This window comes from Trinickia mobilis (assembly GCF_017315705.1).
GTDB lineage: Bacteria > Pseudomonadota > Gammaproteobacteria > Burkholderiales > Burkholderiaceae > Trinickia_A > Trinickia_A mobilis.
In genome coordinates this window covers 539,103-556,046 of record NZ_JAFLRF010000001.1, presented here as the reverse complement: position 1 = coordinate 556,046, position 16,944 = coordinate 539,103, and the positions used below count along the sequence as shown (strand labels likewise).

Sequence of the window (16,944 nt, the reverse complement as noted above, 5' to 3'; positions counted from 1 at the left end):
ATGCCCTAAGGGTATACCGATCAGCTTTATGGGAGTCTCTCGTGGATGCCTTTCATCAAATGCGTCTATTTGTTCGAATTTCCGAGTGCGGTAGTTTCACAACAGCTGCGAAAATCTTGAATACAAGCACCGGTACGATATCGCGTGGGATGAGCTTACTCGAAACGCGCCTGCGTGCGCGGTTGCTCCATCGAACAACGCGGAACGTCGCACTGACTCCTGCCGGCGAGCTGTATCTGCAGCGCTGCAAACAGATTCTCGCCGACGTCGAAATGGCAGAAGAGGAGGCAAGTGGCGCAGTTGAGCGCCCGGTTGGAAAGCTGCGTATCCAAAGCTTCGCAAGCGTTGGAAAGCACTACGTCCTTCCCGCAATTAGTGAATACCGTGCGTTGTACCCGGACGTGTCGATCAAGCTGTCGTTCTCTCAGCTTTTTCCCGAACTGTACACAGGCAGCACTGACGTCGCGGTGATTTCGACGTCGTCGTCGTTGCCGGATTCAGGCCTGATTTCTCATTTGCTCGGCAGCTCGTTTTATGTTCTATGCGCGTCTCCGGATTACGCTCGTACGCGCGGGCTACCGACCACGCCGCAGGAACTTCGCAACCACGAATGCCTGATTCTCCAGGAGCCTTCGGCTCCCGCATACGAGTGGTCACTGGAAGGGCCGGAGGGGCGCACCTTGATCAAAGTATCGGGAGCCGTTGAGGTCAACGTCTCTGACTCGATCGCGTTCGCAGTGCGCGCCGGCATGGGTATCGGCAGGCTCCCGGCATTCGCAGCGCGACAGGGACTCGCGGATGGGAGCCTCATCCGCGTATTGCCGCAGCATACGCTTCAAAGAATAGATATTTACGCACTTCATCCGTCACGGAGGTACACAGACGCGAGAACAAAAACTTGGGTGGAGTTCTTACGGACACACCTTTCCACGGTGATTGCACGGGACAATGAATCTTTGATCGAAGAAGCTGGTTCGTCGCGACATTGAACGCGCGGGCCACTCGTTCGATCGCTCGAGCAATTCCGCATCAATCGCAGCTCTCGCGATGTTTGCCTGCTGTACGTGGGGCGCACGAAGCTACCGCGGAAAGTGCGTTTTCATCGAGTACGCGCCGGCTCAGTATCGAACGCCCGACCATGTCATTGCCCTACGTGCAGTCGCGTAACAGCTAACGAATTGCCCGCCCGACACTTTCTTGCCAGGGCGTCTGTATGGAGAGTCTCCCCTCATGCTAAAGCTAGTCCGGCTGGCGCTTGTCCGGCCCTACACCTTCATCGTGCTGGCGATATTGATTCTGATCGTCGGCCCGCTTTCGGCATTGCGAACACCGACCGATATCTTCCCCGACATTCGCATCCCCGTCATTGCCGTCGTATGGAGCTACAACGGACTGACGCCCGACGATATGGCCGGGCGGATCGTTACTTATTACGAACGCGTCTTGGGTACCACCGTCAACGACGTCGAGCACATCGAGTCTCAGTCGGTCAATGGCTATGGCATTGTAAAAATCTTCTTTCAACCGACGGTGGATATCCGCACTGCAACTGCGCAGGTCACCTCGATCTCGCAGACTGTGTTGAAGCAGATGCCGCCAGGCGAAACGCCGCCGCTGATTCTCAATTACAACGCGTCCACGGTCGCCGTGCTGCAACTCGCGCTGACGAGCGATACGCTTGACGAACAAAAGTTGGCCGACTATGCAATGAACTTCATTCGACCACAACTGCTGAGCGTCCCTGGCGTTGCCATTCCCTTCCCGTACGGCGGAAAGACACGTGAGGTGCAAATCGACCTCGACCCGCAAGCGCTGCAGTCCAAAGGACTCTCAGCGCAGGACGTGGCGAACGCTCTGGCGCAGCAGAATCAGATCATTCCTGCTGGAACGCAGAAGATCGGTCCATTCGAATATGACGTCAAGCTCAATGACAGTCCGCTGACGATCCCGGAACTCAATGCGCTACCGATCAAGTCAGTCAACGGTACGACCATCTACATTCGCGATGTAGGCCACGTATGGGACGGCAATCCCCCACAGACGAACATTGTGCGTCTCGATGGTCACCGCGCGGTGCTGATGGGCATCATGAAGAATGGATCGGCTTCAACGCTCGACATCATCTCAGGCATCAAGGCACGGCTGCCGCGCATCGAAGCGACCCTCCCGCCGGGCATGCGCATCGTGACGATGGGAGATCAGTCGACATTCGTCAAAGGGGCGATCAGCGGTGTTGCGCGCGAAGGTATTATCGCGGCGGCGCTGACTTCGCTGATGATCCTGCTCTTTCTCGGAAGCTGGCGCTCGACGATCATCATTGCGTCGTCCATTCCCCTCGCTGTGCTGGCTGCAATTGCGGCCCTCTCCGCATTCGGCGAGACACTCAACGTGATGACGCTCGGCGGCCTCGCGCTCGCGGTAGGCATTCTCGTCGACGACGCTACCGTGACAATCGAAAACATCAACTGGCACCTCGAACAGGGCAAGGACGTCCGGGCCGCGATCCTTGACGGTGGCTCTCAAATCGTCATGCCGGCCTTTGTTTCGCTGCTTTGCATCTGCATTGTCTTCGTGCCGATGTTCTTTTTGAACGGCGTGTCGGGATTCCTGTTTGTGCCAATGGCAGAAGCCGTGATTTTCGCAATGATTGCATCCTTCTGTCTGTCCCGGACGTTCGTGCCGATGATGGCACAGTACCTGTTGCGTCCACACGCATCCGACCATCATGGCTCGAGCGAACTTGAGGACAGTAATGCGCAACATGACGGTCACCCGGTGGCGGCCCCTTCGCGCAATCCGCTCGTGCGCTTCCAGCGCGGCTTCGAGGCGCGATTTGAGCGCGTCCGCTCGATTTACCGCATGGCACTGGGCCTCGCACTGGGGCATCCAAAACGCTTGATTGCCGGGTTCTTCCTTGCCGTCGCTGCGACGCTTTTCCTTGTGCCGTGGCTCGGCCGAAATTTCTTCCCGGACATCGATGGGGGAGCAATACTGATCCACGTCCGGGCCCCCCTCGGTACACGTGTCGAGGAGACAGCCGCGCTTCTCGATCGAGTGGAAAACGTGGTGCGTGCAACGATCCCGCAACGTCAACTGGCCAGCATTGTCGATAACCTCGGGCTGCCTATCAGCGGGCTCAATATGGCTTATAACAATACCGGGTTGACGGGCGCGCAGGACGGCGACGTCATGATCTCGCTCAATGAAGATCATGGGCCGACGGCCGACTATGTGCACCGCCTGCGCGAAACACTGCCGCGCGCGTTTCCGGGCACGACGTTTTCATTCCTGCCCGCCGACATCGTGAGCCAGATTCTCAACTTCGGGGCGCCGGCGCCTATCGACGTTCAGGTATCAGGCGTCAACGATGCTGGAAACGCGCGCTACGCGCAGGAGCTTTTGCGAAAAATGAAGTACGTGCGCGGCCTTGCCGATCAGCGAATCCAGCAAGCGTCAACGGTGCCGTCCTTTACGATCAACGTCGACCGCACGCGCGCCGACGAAATCGGCATGACGGAGCAGGACGTAACGAACTCGGTGATGGCGGTGCTTTCGGGTACGGGCCAGGTTCAGCCGACCTACTGGCTCGATCATGACAACGGGGTGAACTACGCGATCGTCGCCCAGACCCCGCAATTCCAGATGACCTCGCTCTCCGACCTCGAGAACCTGCAGGTGACGGGATCGAACGGAGCGAGCCAGATTCTCGGAGGCATTGCCACGATCGACCGCGGCGTCGCACCCAATGTGGTCTCCCACTACAACATCAATCCCGAGTACGACATCTTTACCACCCCACAGGGGCGCGACCTTGGCGCCGTCGCCAACGACATCCAGAAGATCATCCATGCGACCGCGAAGGATTTGCCGCGGGGTTCGATCGTCACGGTGCGCGGCCAGGTGCCGACCATGAACACGGCATTTACAGGGCTGTTGCTCGGTCTCGTCGGCGCCATCGTGCTGATTTATCTGCTCATCGTCGTCAACTTCCATTCCTGGAGCGACGCGTTCGTGATCGTTTGCGCACTGCCGGCCGCACTGGCCGGGATCATCTGGATGTTGTTCACGACCCATACGCCGTTGTCCGTTCCCGCACTCACGGGGGCGATCCTTTGTATGGGCGTCGCCACGGCCAACAGCATTCTCGTTGTGAGCTTTGCGCGCGAGCGGCTCGCCGCAACGGGTGACGCGCACATGGCCGCACTCGAAGCCGGATTCACGCGCTTTCGTCCCGTGCTGATGACGGCGCTGGCCATGATCATCGGGATGATGCCCATGGCCCTCGGCCTCGGCGACGGCGGCGAGCAAAACGCACCGCTGGGCCGCGCCGTGATCGGCGGGCTGCTTTGCGCCACCTTTGCGACGCTCGTCTTCGTCCCCGTCGTCTTCAGTCTCGTGCATCGCCGCGACGCGGCAACACCTGCGGAATCCCTTTCGGAATCAGGAGCTCTTCATGTCCAGTGAAATCGACAACGACACAATCAAGCGCTTGCCGTATCTCAAACACGTCGGCGTCACCGTGCTTCTCGTGGCGGCCGGCATCGCGACGTTCGGCATCATCAACCGCGTGCATGCGCAAGCGCAGCTCACGCAGTGGGCTGACGAACAGGCCGTGCCGACAGTCGTAGCGGCGATGCCGTCACAATCGGCTGCAACCCAGACGATCGTCCTGCCGGGACATCTTGCGGCGTTCATCAATGCACCGATCTATGCGCGTGTGTCGGGCTACCTGCATACGTGGTATGCCGATATCGGCACGCGTGTGCACGCGGGACAACTGCTTGGCCTCATCGATACGCCCGATCTCGATCAGCAACTTGAGCAGGCCAAAGCCGACTTGCAAACCTCGATCGCCAACGAAAAGTTGGCCGACGTCACGGCGGCGCGGTGGCAGGAAATGCTGCAGCAAGAATCCGTCTCCGGGCAGGCGACCGACGAAAAGACCAGTGACAGAGACGCGAAGCGGGCCATTGTTGCGGCCAGTCAGGCGAACGTGGGGCGTCTGGAAGCGCTCGAGTCTTTCAAGCGCATCATTGCGCCGTTTGATGGCGTGGTGACAGCACGCAGGACGGATATCGGCGATCTCATCAACGCGGGCGGCGGCAATCGGCCGGAGCTCTTCACCGTCTCGGACGAGCATCGTCTGCGTGTCTACGTGAATGTGCCGCAGAGTTACGCGTCCGACATCAAGCACGGCCTGACTGCAACCTTGACGGTACCCGAGCGTCCGGGCATGACGTTCAATGCAACGCTCGACAGTACGGATGAATCGATCGCGCAGGCCTCGGGCACGCTGCTCGTGCAATTGATGGTCGACAACAGTTCGGGCTTGCTGACTCCCGGGGACTACACCGAGGTGCACTTTGCCCTTCCGGCGAATTCGAGATCGATGCTCGTCCCGGCGAGCGCACTGATCTTCAGGCAAGAAGGCCCGCAGGTGGCCGTCGTCGGCGAGGGCGGCCGCGTCGAGCTCAAACACGTCTCGGTGAAGACCGACCTGGGCACGCAAGTCGAAATCGACTCCGGCCTCAGTCCCACCGATCGAGTCGTCGACAATCCCCCCGACTCGCTCACCTCGGGCGACCGGGTGCGCATCGCCTCGACGAGCTCGACGGATCGCAACCTGAACGGACCCGCTCATGGCTAATCGCAGGATTATGATCGCAGTCGCCAGCGCATGGCTCGCCGGCTGTTCGTTCGCTCCCGCCTACCACGTTCCGTCGACTCCGATTCCTACGGCCTACAAGGAAGCCGGCGGCTGGCAGATTGCGCAGCCCTCGGATCGCATCGAGCGCGACGGATGGTGGAAGGTCTACCGCGATCCCGAACTCGACCGCCTCGAACCTTTGGTGGCCACGGCCAATCCAGACGTACAGGCCGCCATCGCTCGCCATGACGAAGCGATGGCCTACGAGCGTCAGGCGGAATCGGGCCTCTATCCGACGCTCGGTGCCGACGCTGAGGTGTCAAGAAACGGGCAATCTGAGCGACGCCCCCTTCGCTTCGGGGCCGGCCAGCCTTCAAGTTATGACGCAAACATCGCAGAACTCGTGTTCGACTACGACCTCGACCTGTGGGGTAAGGTCCGCAATGCGGTTGCCGCAAGCAAAGCGCAAAGCGAGGCCGCTGCGAACGATCTCGCCTCATTGCGCCTGAGCCTGCAGGCCAATCTCGCGCAAGCATACTGGCGGCTGCGCGGCCTCGACGAAGAGGCGCAAGTGCTCGCCGCTACGGTAGACACCTATCAGCGAGCATTGGAGTTGACCATGAACCGCCGCGGTGGAGGCATTGCCTCCGACCTCGACGTTTCGCGTGCGCAGACTCAGCTTGCCGGTGCAAAGGCGCAGGTCGAGGACGTCAAAGCACGACGCGCGCTCGAGGAACACGCTATCGCCGCGTTGACGGGCACAGCCCCGTCTACGTTCTCACTGGTCCAAGACATCGCGCTGCCGTACATTCCTTCCGTTCCGGCCGGCATGCCGGGGACGCTGCTCGAGAGGCGGCCCGACGTCGCGGCGGCCGAGCGTCGCGTGGCGGCCGCCAACGCACAGATCGGTGTCGCCCGTGCCGCCTACTTTCCCGACATCTCGCTCGGAATTGCCGGTGGATTTGAGAGCGACAAGTTCTCGCCGTGGTTCGCGGCGCCGGAGGAAATGTGGTCACTCGGGCCGACGCTGGCGCAGACGCTGTTCGACGGAGGACTGCGCCGCGCGAGAACGGCCGGGGCGAAAGCGCAATTGGCGGAAACCAGCGCGAATTACCGGTCGGCCGTGATCAAGGCGATCCAGCAAGTGGAAGACAACCTCGCGCTTGAGCATCACCTCGGTGACGAGGCGACGCGCGAAGACGAAGCGCTCGGCGCGGCCATGCGCACCCTGGATCTATCGATGTCGCAGTACCGCGATGACGTGATCGACTATCTCGATGTCGTCACGGCTCAGACCACTGAGCTGCAAATAAAGCTGGTTACGGTCTCGCTCCAAACGCAACGCTTGCTGGCAACCGTCGGTTTGATCGAAGCGCTTGGTGGCGGATGGGATCCGACGAAGGGCGCGATGACCGAACGTGCCGGTTCATTGTGACCGGCCATTCCCGACGAACGTGACCGACTTCCAGGGCTTTCGGGAATCCTCGGTCACGATCCGGGGATCGGTGTTCGCGTTTGTCGGAATACGCAGTGGAGCAAGGAGAGAAGACATGGATCTAAGGCAGCTTAGGTATTTCAAGGTCCTCGCGGAGCATCAGCATTTCGGTCGCGCGTCGGCCCTGCTCCATATTGCCCAGCCGGCTTTGACCAGACAGGTCCAGCTACTCGAGTCTGAACTTGGCGTACGACTCGTCGAGCGGCACTCGCGAGGAGCCTCCCTCACGCGGGAAGGGGACCTGCTCGTCGACCGTGCAACGTTCCTTCTGCGCTACACGGACCAGATCAAGGTCGACATCATGGACCTCGCAGGTACGGCGCGAGGTCCCGTTGCCCTCGGGTTGCCACCCGCTTTGGCAGGAGTGGTCGTGCCACCGTTGGCGCGAACATTGCGCGCTCGCTATCCAGAAGTACGCTTGAGAGTGATAGAGAGATTCTCCCCGGCGTTATGCGAGGCGCTCGAGCAGGGGACGATCGACGTTGCGGTATTGAGTGGCCCTATTGCGGCGACGCCTTTCATCCACGTTGAGCGGTTAATGACCGAGCCGATGTGCGCGATTGGACCGGCTCAAGACGATCAGCTTCCCCCGGGGCCGGTCAGCGTTCATCAGCTGACAGGTGTCCCGTTAATCCTGACTGGGGTTCAAAATTCCGGAGTACGTCTAGCGCTTGAACGTGCTGCGGCGAGAGCAAATGTCGAGCTCAAAGGCATTATTGAAGTAGAGTCGGCCACCGTGGCGACTCAACTGGTGGAGGCCGGAATAGGGTGGACGATTCACTTCGCGTCGGCTGTCGCTCGCGAGGTCAACGCCGGAAAGCTGCGCGCCGTGCCTGTCGAAGGGCTGATATTGGAGCGCTACATAGCATACCCAGCCATGCGCCCGCCCTCTGTAGCGACCGTCTCATTAATTACGCTTGTGTGTGAAACGGCCGAGTCGCTTATCGAAAGTGGCCAATGGCCGATGGCGAAAATGGCGTGCACCGAGTCTTCAACTAACTAGGCAAACGCCAGTTTCCTTTACGCGGCCGGAACCATTTTACGCACCGACCTTGGTACGCATCGTGACAAATTCTTCGGCGATGGTGGGATGGATACCCACGGTAGCATCGAACTGCGCCTTCGTCGCTTTGCACTTGATCGCCACGGCAAAACCTTGAAGGAGCTCACCGGCGTCGTCACCTACCATGTGAACACCGAGCACCCGATCGCTGTTACTGTCGACGATCAACTTAAGTAACACCTTGTCGCCGGACGCCGAAACGGTATGCTTGAGCGGTGTAAAAACGCTGCGGTATACGTCGATCTTGTACCCACGTGCGATCGCTTGTTCCTCGCTCAGCCCAACCGTACCGACATTCGGGTGGCTAAAGATCGCGGTTGGAATGCCACTGTAATCCATGTATTCAGCGCCGCCGTTGAAAAGGCGATCCGCAACGAGCATGCCTTCGGCCAACGCAACCGGCGTCAGCTGCATTCGACGAATGACGTCTCCGACGGCATATATGGATGGCTCAGCGGTTTGGAATGCATCATCCACCACGATTGCCCCGTCCGGCGCAAGCGTTACGCCAACGGACTCCAAGCCCAAACCGGAAGTATTCGGTCGCCGTCCGGTTGCGTACAGGACCGTGTCATAGGACAGCCGCGCGTTGCCGCTTGTCACGCAATTCCATCCCGTACCGTCACGCTCGATCTTTCGTATTTCCGAGTTGAACCGGAAGTGAACGCCTCGCTTGGTCATCTGTTCCGCAAGGAAATTGCCGAGGTCTGCGTCGAAACTCTTAAGTAAGCGATCTCCGCGATACACCACCGTCGTGTCTACACCGAGACCGTTGAATATGGATGCAAATTCAACTGCAATGTAGCCGCCCCCGACGACAACGACGCGCTCCGGCAGCTTCTCCAGAAAGAACGCGTCGTCAGAGGTAATACAATATTCGGCGCCTTCTATTTCCGGCACAGTCGGGCTACTCCCCGTCGCGACAAGAATATACCTCGACGTGAACGTGCGCCCGCCCACTTCAACGGTGTGCGGGCCTGTAACTTTTGCCCTTCCGTTGATCAGTTCGACGCCGGACTGATTTAACAGATTTCCGTAAACGCCATTCAGCCGCTCAATTTCGCGGTTCTTTCCTTCCAGCAACGTGTGCCAGTCGAACGTAAGCTGGTCAGACGTCCAGCCATAGCCGCGTGCGTCTTCCAGATCCTTTTTGAAATGCGCTGCGTAAGAAAACAGTTTCTTCGGAATACATCCAATATTTACACAGGTGCCGCCCAGGAAACGTTGCTCCGCTACCGCAACACGCGCTCCGAAGCCAGCCGCTCGCCGACTTGCGCGAATTCCTCCGGAACCGGCACCGATGGTAAAGAGGTCAAAATCAAAGCCCGACACGGACAGACTCCTTATTCAGGGTATTTCATATATCTCAGGATTTGGCATCGTCGCTGCACAGGCAGCAGCAAGCGGCGACCTGAACGTCTTTCCAATGTTCTGCTTCCCAAACGCCAGGACATAAATCGATTTTTGCAAGGCATAGAGGCTCATGGCTACCCCAGAATGATCGTCGGGAACTCGGGGGGAAGGTCGTAGGCTCGTACCGTTCGCTCCCGTGCCAGGACTGAGCGTACTGCCGGCCGCTCGAGAAGCCGCGCGGCATGAGCTTGGTAGTGCGGTCGCTGAGGCAATGCGGCGGCGACCCGTTCGTCGTGGCTCCACAGATAGAAGACGAACAGATAGGCGTCGACCACAGAAAATGTGGAGCCGAGCGCGTAAGGCTGTTGGGCAAGTCGCACTTCGATTTCGCTCACTGCATCGCTGAGCTTGAGACGCGCATGCTCGCGCACCGCACCGACGGCTGACTCGTTTTCTCCGGCGTAGGCCTGCGGTCGAAAGACGGACCGGTAGCGGACGTGCAACGTACTGGACAGCCAGTTCATCCATTCGTGCGCCCGTGCCCTGGTCCGTGTACCAGGCCGTGGAATCAGATCTATCTCTGGGGCCAGGTCCGCCACATAGGTCAGGATCGCTTGCGACTCGGTGATGATCGCACCTCCTGCGTCAAGCGCAGGAACGATCCCGCTAGGACTGATCTTTCGGTAAGCGGGTTGCGTGTTTTCGCCCGAACGGATGTCCACCGAAACCGCCCGGTATGTCAAGCCGGACTCCTCGAGTGCGATGTGGGAGGCGAGAGAGCACGCCCTGGGGCTGTAGTAAAGAGTCAAGGCAGGCGGCATAGTCTGTGATTCAGGATTATTCATGGAGGCTCCGTTTCTGGTTAAGTAGGTGTCAAACTGTTCACTGATGGTAGTGTCGAAGTCGTTCCAAAATCCAAAACCTTTTGAGCATGACTTCAATAACCGGGCGGCATTAAGCATCGGTATGTCGTCTATTTTCTGTCGAGTGCGCGCAAGCACACTCGTGAAAGATTACATAACTTCAAGATAACTAATTAATGCCCGTAGAAAGTGGTCTAATCACCTCTGCCGAACGTAGCCGTTCGCAGGATCGTGTATGAACCTATATGGAGCAAAGTCGATGACTACCCTATTTGATGAACTGCGTCGTGCACCGGCATGTCGCGCGGTCGAAGCAGAACTCAACTACCTCGCGTCCGGCCAGGGTCGGCCCGTTTTCTACACGTACGAACCGCCCGCCGGCACACCGTGGAGCACCGGCGAACTCGAACCGGCGCGCGTGACGATTCGCAACGCCCGCCCGCTCGCGGCGGCCGGCGAATTCTCGTTGGACGTCAGTGGCTTTCAGCTCGTTTCGCATCGAAGCGCGGTCGGCCCCGACGATTTCAGTGACGAGGGTGTGGTCCGACTCATCTACTACCCCGAGGCCGAAGCGCTGTTGCGCGAGACGACCGGTGCGGAGAAGGTGGTGATCTTCGACCATACGCTGCGGGACAGCGGAAATGGCTCGCGGGCTAACAAGTCCTTGCGGGAGCCGTCGCGTCGCGTGCACAACGATCAGACGTTCATGTCCGCTCCGCGCCGCGTGCGCGACCATTTGAGTGTCGAGGAAGCCGGGCACCGACTGCAGCATCGCTTCGCGATCGTGAACCTCTGGCGTCCTCTCAGCGTGGTCGAACGGTTGCCGCCCGCCCTATGCGATGCGCGCACGATGTCGCCTGACGATATCGTGCCATCCGATCTCGTCTATCGCGACAGGGTGGGCGAGAACTACTTACTCGTCGCAAATGCAGCGCATCGCTGGTACTACTTCCCGCGACTGCGGCCCGACGAGGCGCTGCTGCTGAAGATCTATGACTCGCTGGACGATGGAACCGCACGGCTTACTCCTCACACCGCATTCGACGACCCGACCACGCCGGCCGACGCACCGCCTCGCCGGAGCATCGAGCTGCGTGCGCTGCTGTTTTGGGGAGAGTAATCGAGCGATCGGCGAAGCCGTCGCGAATAAAGCGCCGGACGCAGTTCAGGCGCTCCGCATCCGGTGAACGCAGCCTGGCAGGGTAATCGACATGATGCTTTTACCTTATGAACGTCTTCAGAAAGGGGTATTAGACGGTGACGTTACGGCGGAAGTAGAGTGACTCAAACCTTGGTACTCAGTTCAGTCGCCGGATGTCCGCTGGAGCGAGGATAGATCCGACCGCGGTGCATAGGCGCAGTACGGCACGGCAGCTCTCGTGCAACGAGGGGCTGGTACAAAACCGGGTTGCAGGAAAAGGCGTTGATCATGCCACGTCGTCACAAGCGGTTCGAGGTGGCAATAGTGGATGTTTAAACGTGAATTCACCTTAGGTGGGGTGCGTGAGCGTATCCAACACCTCTCTTCTAGCGAGCAGGAACGAAGTGTCGAATATTCTCAGCGGAAAGGTTGCCGTTCTCCTTGGTGGAGCCGGCGGAATAGGGGCTGCCGCGGCACGCCGGTTAGCCGAAGCAGGCGCGACGGTCGTGGTTGTTGGTCAAACGGATACGGTAAAGGCGCAGCGGGTGGCCGAGTCGCTGCCCGGGGCAGGTCATATGGCGGCGGCGGTTGAGATTGCTGACAGTGCGTCGCTTGCCGGGCTTGCCGACCAGGTTAGATCAACGCTAGGCCGCACGGACATTCTGGTCAATGCCGCCGGTTTCACGAAGACTGTTCCACATGGCGACCTTGACGCCCTGTCCGACGAGCTCATTGACGAGATCATGAAGATCAATTGGCGCGCACAATTCGCCGCCATTCGTGCATTCCGAAAGCTGCTCGAGGAGACAGGCGACGGGCTCGTTATGAACGTCTCATCGATCTCAGGCACCACGGGGATTGGGAGCAATGTGGCTTATTGCGCTGCAAAGGCTGGATTGGACGTCATGGCAGCGTCGCTCGGGCGCGCGCTTGCGCCACGAATTCGCGTACTCAACGTTGCGCCGGGCGTTGTCGATACCGCCTTCGTGCCTGGGCGAAGTGCCGACTTTAATGACAAGGTCGCCGGCAGCACACCGCTTGGCCGTATTGGAAGCCCTGAAGATATCGCCGCAGCTATCGAAGCTTGCGCGACGCATTTGAAATTCAGCACTGGCGTGACCATTGTGGTGGACGGCGGTCGCAGACTGGGTTGACGTGAGGTTTCTGGCAATGCATGCACGCAAGACAATTATTACCTGTGCCGTTACAGGAAATTTAACCAGGCCTGAACAGCACCCTGGACTGCCGATCACGCCGCAGGAGATTGCGACAACTTCGCTTGAAGCGGCGCAAGCAGGAGCGTCGGTCGTTCACATTCATGTGCGAGACCCGCAGACAGGTCGACCGTCCATGGAGCTTGACCTTTATCGGCAGACTATCGAGTTGATTCGAGCGGTCGATAAGGAACTCGTCATCAACCTGACGACGGGCCCCGGGGGACGTTTTATTCCGAGCGACGACGATCCTAAGATCGCAGCACCTGGAACGACACTGCTGCCGCCACTCCGGCGTGTGGAGCACATTGCCGAATTGAAACCGGACATCTGCACCCTGGACCTGAACACGATGAATTCAGGCGGTGATGTTGTTATCAACACGCCCAAGAACGTGCGGCGTATGGCGGCCGTCATACGCGAGGCTGGAGTTAAGCCCGAGTTCGAGATTTTTGATTCGGGGGACCTACAACTTGCGCTCGATCTCATTCGGGACGGCACGCTAGAAGGTCCCGGGCTGTGGACCATTGTGACGGGTGTCAAGTACGGCTTCGCGGCAACCCCGGAAACGCTGTTTTATGCGCGCAACTTCCTGCCTGCCGGGGCAACTTGGTCGGCATTCGGTATTGGTCGGAGCGAGTTTCCGATAGTCGCACAGGCTTGGCTCGCCGGCGGACACGTACGCGTTGGGCTTGAGGACAACCTCTACATCGCCAAGGGGGTTCTGGCCAAGAGTAATGCAGAACTTGTGACGCGTGCCCGCGAAATTGTGTTGGGGCTCGGCGGCGAGATTGCAAGGCCGGGTGAGGCGCGTGAACAGCTAGGGTTGGCAAAGTGAGTTCGAGAGAAGATTCAGACGATTTTGGTTCCCCCTCGGTCCATTGGACGGCGTTTGTTGCACGCGGGACGTCAATAATCGGGAATGTTCAGATCGGCGAACGCGCATCGATCTGGTTCAATTGTGTACTAAGGGGGGATGTCCAACGTATCGTTGTTGGGGCGGAAACGAATATTCAGGATGGTTCGATTCTCCATGGCACGACGACTGGGCTGCCTACCATCATCGGGAACCGGGTTACCGTAGGGCACGGCGCAATTCTGCACGCGTGCAGGATTGAGGACCGCGGATTCGTTGGCTTTGGGGCGAGAGTTCTGGATGGCGCCGTTGTCCGTAGCGACGGGATGCTCGCAGCCGGAGCGGTCCTGACACCTGGAAAGATTGTGGAATCAGGCGAACTTTGGGCGGGAAATCCAGCGAAGTTTCTTCGCGCATTGACCGATCGGGAACGCGGAGCGATTGAGGCATCTGCGGGGCGTTATGTCGCTTTGGCGGCGTGCTATCAATCTTCTGATCCGGAGGCCAGACATTACTAAAACCTCATATCATGGGGAGCGCAGTAAATACAACGGGCGCTTTTAAATGTCCGGGTAAGGAGACATGGGCACCACTCGTGCCCAATCGAAAGGAAGGTACATGAATTCTGAAGTCGCGCTTCAGGCCAAGTTGGCAACCGTGGTGAAGTTCCCGGTCAATTACTTTCTCGAGAATCTTGCCGTCTGTAGTAGTAGTTCGCTCCTCGTGACGGTTCTTAATCACAGGGAGCTTTGGTACATACCGTTATCGAATAGCGGTGAGCGCGTTGAGCCGCTGCTCCTGTGCAGCTTTGATCAGAATGCCATGGGCATTGTGGAAATTGAACCCGATCTCTTCATTGTCTGCACGTCCAACCTGTGGACGGATCACAAATCTTTCCTTCATCGACTGGATCTGCGTGGTTGGACGCCGGGGGAGCCGACCAACATCAAAACCATACTGGAGTTCCCTGAGCGCGCCCTTGGGCTAAACGGAGCATGTTTGATTGCTCCGAACACGATCGTTGTCGCCGATTCGTTTGCGGGCCTTATCTGGCGCGTTGATTTGGCGTCGGATGGCACTGAAGGTACTGCGCGGGTATGGCTTCAGCATAAAAGTATGTCGTCCGTTCCCGACGGACCGGCGCCGGAGCAGCCTGGAATTAACGGCCTCGCCTATGCGGCCAAGTCTCACTACTTGTACTACACATCGACTGCACAACAGCTGTTCATGCGCGTTCGGGTCGACCCGCTCACAGGAGCTCCCGCTGGCGAACCAGAGTTCATTGCCGATGGAATGATGGGGGACGATCTGTGCGTCGATGAGGATGCAGGCGTTGCTTATATTGCCACGCATCGACAAAACACGATCGATCGCGTAATTCTCCAGCCGGGAGAGAGGCGGTGTCCCAGAAATAGTGTTGCAGGAGATCCGTTTACCGAAGAATTACTCGGTCCCACGACGGGTAGGTGGGGGCGGCTTCCCGGTCAGCATGGAAAGGTAGCCTTTTTTCTGACGGATGGCGGGATCAAGGCGCCGATGCCGGACGGAAGCCTTCGAGAACCGCGTGTCTTACGCATCGAGTTCTAACTCAACGCTGAGCAAGCTATCGAATTGAAGCCCGTCAGGAACTTCAAGAAGTGGAAAATTTAATTAGTATTGCTTTAGATATGCAAGACCGTTTGTGGAAAGTACCGGGCTAAATCAACTGACTTTGGCCCGGCGGATAACCTACGCGTGAAGGAGCATTCGTCAAGAACGCCCATGCTGGACAACGCTCGATCGCGCACTTCATTTGCCAACGATATGATCATCGAACACCGAACCTACACATTGTTTCCCGGGAAGACCCAAGAGTATTTCGCGCTCTACAAGTCTGCCGGCCTATCCGTACAACTGGAATATTTGCCCAATCCCATCGGATACTACGTGACTGAACTCGGTCCGCTCAACCAGGTTATCCATTGGGGCTATGAAGATCTAAATGACCGCGCCCGACGTCGCGCACAGATCAAGAAGGATGCCCGCTGGACTGCTTACGTGGACAGGCTCCTGCCGCTGATCCAGCATCAAGAAAGCAAGATCCTGATTCCGGCCCCTTTCTTCGCGCCCACCGTTGCGACGTACGTCGTCGCCGATGAGAGCGGCGCCTGACTGTCCGATCCGAAAACGGCAGCACGACCCCTCCACCGGTTCGCGGCGTGTCGGTCGTGCACGCCCCTTGAGATTGCTGCCATCTCGTTGCGTCAACCTAGCAGTTCGAAGGGCGCATGATCGGCGCATCGTACAACTTCGGCCCAGTGATCGCGAAGGCGTCGTTCACAAACTACAAGGTCGCGGGCTCGTTCAACGCCAACGTCTATCAGGGCGGCCTCGCCTACTTCGTCATGTCGCCACCGGCTTGGTGGAGTCAACGGCATGATCCGTTTATGTTATGAACGTCGTCAAAAATAGGTATTGGACGGTGATGTTACGGCAGACGTAAAGTTACCTCCATCTTGTAGAGGTACGCGATCGTGTTGTCGCTGCGCGAACCAGCGCACCACGCATCCGGACCGCTTCGCAAACCTGAGGTCGTTACCATGATCCGCTTTTACTTCCATCCCACACCGAACCCGACGAAGATCGCTCTCTTCCTTGAAGAGGCGGGCCTCCCTTACGAGGTGATCCCGGTCGATACCAGCAAGGGCGAGCAGCACGCGCCAGCCTTCCGTGCCATCAACCCCAACGGCAAGGTGCCGGCCATCGTCGACACAGAGGGACCGGCCGGCAAGGAGGCGCGCGTGTTCGACTCCACGGCGATCCTGCTCTATCTGGCAGAGAAGACCGGCAAGTTCCTCGGCTCTGCGGAAGACCGGCCGGGGCTGCTTTCCTGGCTCAGCTTCCTCTCATCCGGTTTCGGCCCGTTCTCCGGCCAGGCCGTGCACTTCCAGTTCGCTGCGCCGGCAGGCCTCGACTATGCGGTGAACCGCTACCGGCGCGAAGCCGAGCGTCATTACCAGGTGCTGAACGATCACCTCGAAGGGCGGACGTACATCGTCGGCGAAACGTACACCATCGCAGACATCTCGGCCTGGGGATGGCTCGACCGCGCCTCGTTCGTGCTCAAAAACACCGACGACCCGCTCGCGCCGTACCCTAACCTCAAGCGGCTCTTCGAGACCGTCAACGCGCGCGCGGCTGTCGTGCGCGCGCGTGCCGTCGGCACTGACCACGCGTTCAAGAATATCAACGACGAAGAGACTAATCGCGCGCTCTACCCGTCGAACTATTCCACGGCCGCCTGAGCCGGCCCCGAACCGATTGCGGAGAAGA

At 58.9% G+C, this 16,944-nt stretch carries 13 protein-coding genes and 1 pseudogene; 12 read left to right on the top strand and 2 right to left on the bottom strand.

Features of this window, described 5'->3' with window-relative positions; genetic code table 11:
- Nucleotides 1–59: 59 nt before the first annotated feature.
- The 5 genes from J3489_RS02595 (at nucleotide 60) to J3489_RS02575 (ending at nucleotide 8,145) form a co-directional block, all read left to right on the top strand.
- Entirely contained in the window at nucleotides 60–989 is a 930-nt protein-coding gene (locus tag J3489_RS02595) for a LysR family transcriptional regulator (protein ID WP_206996083.1), read from the top strand.
- Between the two features lie 241 nt (nucleotides 990–1,230).
- A complete protein-coding gene (locus J3489_RS02590) occupies nucleotides 1,231–4,464 on the top strand; it encodes an efflux RND transporter permease subunit (RefSeq protein ID WP_206996082.1) in 3,234 nt (1,077 codons plus the stop codon).
- The gene (locus tag J3489_RS02585; protein WP_206995831.1) at nucleotides 4,454–5,647 is read left to right on the top strand and encodes an efflux RND transporter periplasmic adaptor subunit; all 1,194 of its coding nucleotides are present in this window, start codon (nucleotides 4,454–4,456) and stop codon (nucleotides 5,645–5,647) included. Before J3489_RS02590 ends, J3489_RS02585 begins: the two co-directional genes overlap by 11 nt.
- Nucleotides 5,640–7,082 carry an efflux transporter outer membrane subunit gene (locus J3489_RS02580; protein WP_206995829.1) on the top strand — a complete coding sequence of 481 codons (1,443 nt, stop codon included), beginning with the start codon at nucleotides 5,640–5,642 and terminating at the stop codon, nucleotides 7,080–7,082. The genes J3489_RS02585 and J3489_RS02580 overlap by 8 nt, the downstream gene beginning before the upstream one ends.
- Before the next feature lie 115 nt (nucleotides 7,083–7,197).
- A complete protein-coding gene (locus J3489_RS02575) occupies nucleotides 7,198–8,145 on the top strand; it encodes a LysR family transcriptional regulator (RefSeq protein WP_206995827.1) in 948 nt (315 codons plus the stop codon).
- Between the two features lie 36 nt (nucleotides 8,146–8,181).
- Here the strand turns inward: J3489_RS02575 and gorA are convergent, their stop codons facing one another.
- The gene (gene gorA / locus J3489_RS02570) at nucleotides 8,182–9,537 is read right to left on the bottom strand and encodes a glutathione-disulfide reductase (RefSeq protein ID WP_206995825.1); all 1,356 of its coding nucleotides are present in this window, start codon (nucleotides 9,535–9,537) and stop codon (nucleotides 8,182–8,184) included.
- A 155-nt stretch (nucleotides 9,538–9,692) separates the two neighbouring features.
- A complete protein-coding gene (locus J3489_RS02565; protein WP_206995823.1) occupies nucleotides 9,693–10,520 on the bottom strand; it encodes a glutathione S-transferase family protein in 828 nt (275 codons plus the stop codon).
- 160 nt (nucleotides 10,521–10,680) lie between these two features.
- Between J3489_RS02565 and J3489_RS02560 the strand changes: the two genes are divergently transcribed.
- From J3489_RS02560 to J3489_RS02525, 7 genes and pseudogenes are all read left to right on the top strand, one after another.
- Nucleotides 10,681–11,541 carry a CmcJ/NvfI family oxidoreductase gene (locus J3489_RS02560; protein WP_206995821.1) on the top strand — a complete coding sequence of 287 codons (861 nt, stop codon included), beginning with the start codon at nucleotides 10,681–10,683 and terminating at the stop codon, nucleotides 11,539–11,541.
- Nucleotides 11,542–11,966: 425 nt separating this feature from the next.
- Nucleotides 11,967–12,716, top strand: a complete 750-nt coding sequence (locus J3489_RS02555) for an SDR family NAD(P)-dependent oxidoreductase (RefSeq protein ID WP_206996080.1) — start codon at nucleotides 11,967–11,969, stop codon at nucleotides 12,714–12,716.
- Between the two features lie 16 nt (nucleotides 12,717–12,732).
- The gene (locus J3489_RS02550) at nucleotides 12,733–13,614 is read left to right on the top strand and encodes a beta-keto acid cleavage family enzyme (RefSeq protein WP_206995819.1); all 882 of its coding nucleotides are present in this window, start codon (nucleotides 12,733–12,735) and stop codon (nucleotides 13,612–13,614) included.
- A 636-nt stretch (nucleotides 13,615–14,250) separates the two neighbouring features.
- Complete coding sequence (locus J3489_RS02540) at nucleotides 14,251–15,219, top strand: YncE family protein (RefSeq protein ID WP_206995815.1); 969 nt, start codon at nucleotides 14,251–14,253, stop codon at nucleotides 15,217–15,219.
- A gap of 174 nt (nucleotides 15,220–15,393) precedes the next feature.
- On the top strand, nucleotides 15,394–15,783 hold the full coding sequence (locus tag J3489_RS02535) for an NIPSNAP family protein (RefSeq protein ID WP_242539705.1): 390 nt from the start codon (nucleotides 15,394–15,396) through the stop codon (nucleotides 15,781–15,783).
- Between the two features lie 101 nt (nucleotides 15,784–15,884).
- Nucleotides 15,885–16,019: pseudogene (locus J3489_RS02530) on the top strand (porin); the annotation flags it as partial.
- A gap of 192 nt (nucleotides 16,020–16,211) precedes the next feature.
- Nucleotides 16,212–16,916 (top strand): glutathione S-transferase family protein, encoded by a 705-nt coding sequence (locus tag J3489_RS02525; protein ID WP_206996076.1) that lies wholly within the window; start codon nucleotides 16,212–16,214, stop codon nucleotides 16,914–16,916.
- The last annotated feature ends 28 nt before the right edge of the window (nucleotides 16,917–16,944 follow it).

Coding starts and splice junctions, on each gene's coding strand:
- J3489_RS02540 (WP_206995815.1), top strand. CDS start 14,251: ATGAATTCTGAAGTCGCGCTTCAGGCCAAGTTGGCAACCGTGGTGAAG.
- J3489_RS02575 (WP_206995827.1), top strand. CDS start 7,198: ATGGATCTAAGGCAGCTTAGGTATTTCAAGGTCCTCGCGGAGCATCAG.
- J3489_RS02550 (WP_206995819.1), top strand. CDS start 12,733: ATGCATGCACGCAAGACAATTATTACCTGTGCCGTTACAGGAAATTTA.
- J3489_RS02525 (WP_206996076.1), top strand. CDS start 16,212: ATGATCCGCTTTTACTTCCATCCCACACCGAACCCGACGAAGATCGCT.
- J3489_RS02560 (WP_206995821.1), top strand. CDS start 10,681: ATGACTACCCTATTTGATGAACTGCGTCGTGCACCGGCATGTCGCGCG.
- J3489_RS02535 (WP_242539705.1), top strand. CDS start 15,394: ATGCTGGACAACGCTCGATCGCGCACTTCATTTGCCAACGATATGATC.
- J3489_RS02595 (WP_206996083.1), top strand. CDS start 60: ATGCGTCTATTTGTTCGAATTTCCGAGTGCGGTAGTTTCACAACAGCT.
- J3489_RS02580 (WP_206995829.1), top strand. CDS start 5,640: ATGGCTAATCGCAGGATTATGATCGCAGTCGCCAGCGCATGGCTCGCC.
- J3489_RS02565 (WP_206995823.1), bottom strand. CDS start 10,520: ATGCTTAATGCCGCCCGGTTATTGAAGTCATGCTCAAAAGGTTTTGGA.
- J3489_RS02590 (WP_206996082.1), top strand. CDS start 1,231: ATGCTAAAGCTAGTCCGGCTGGCGCTTGTCCGGCCCTACACCTTCATC.
- J3489_RS02585 (WP_206995831.1), top strand. CDS start 4,454: ATGTCCAGTGAAATCGACAACGACACAATCAAGCGCTTGCCGTATCTC.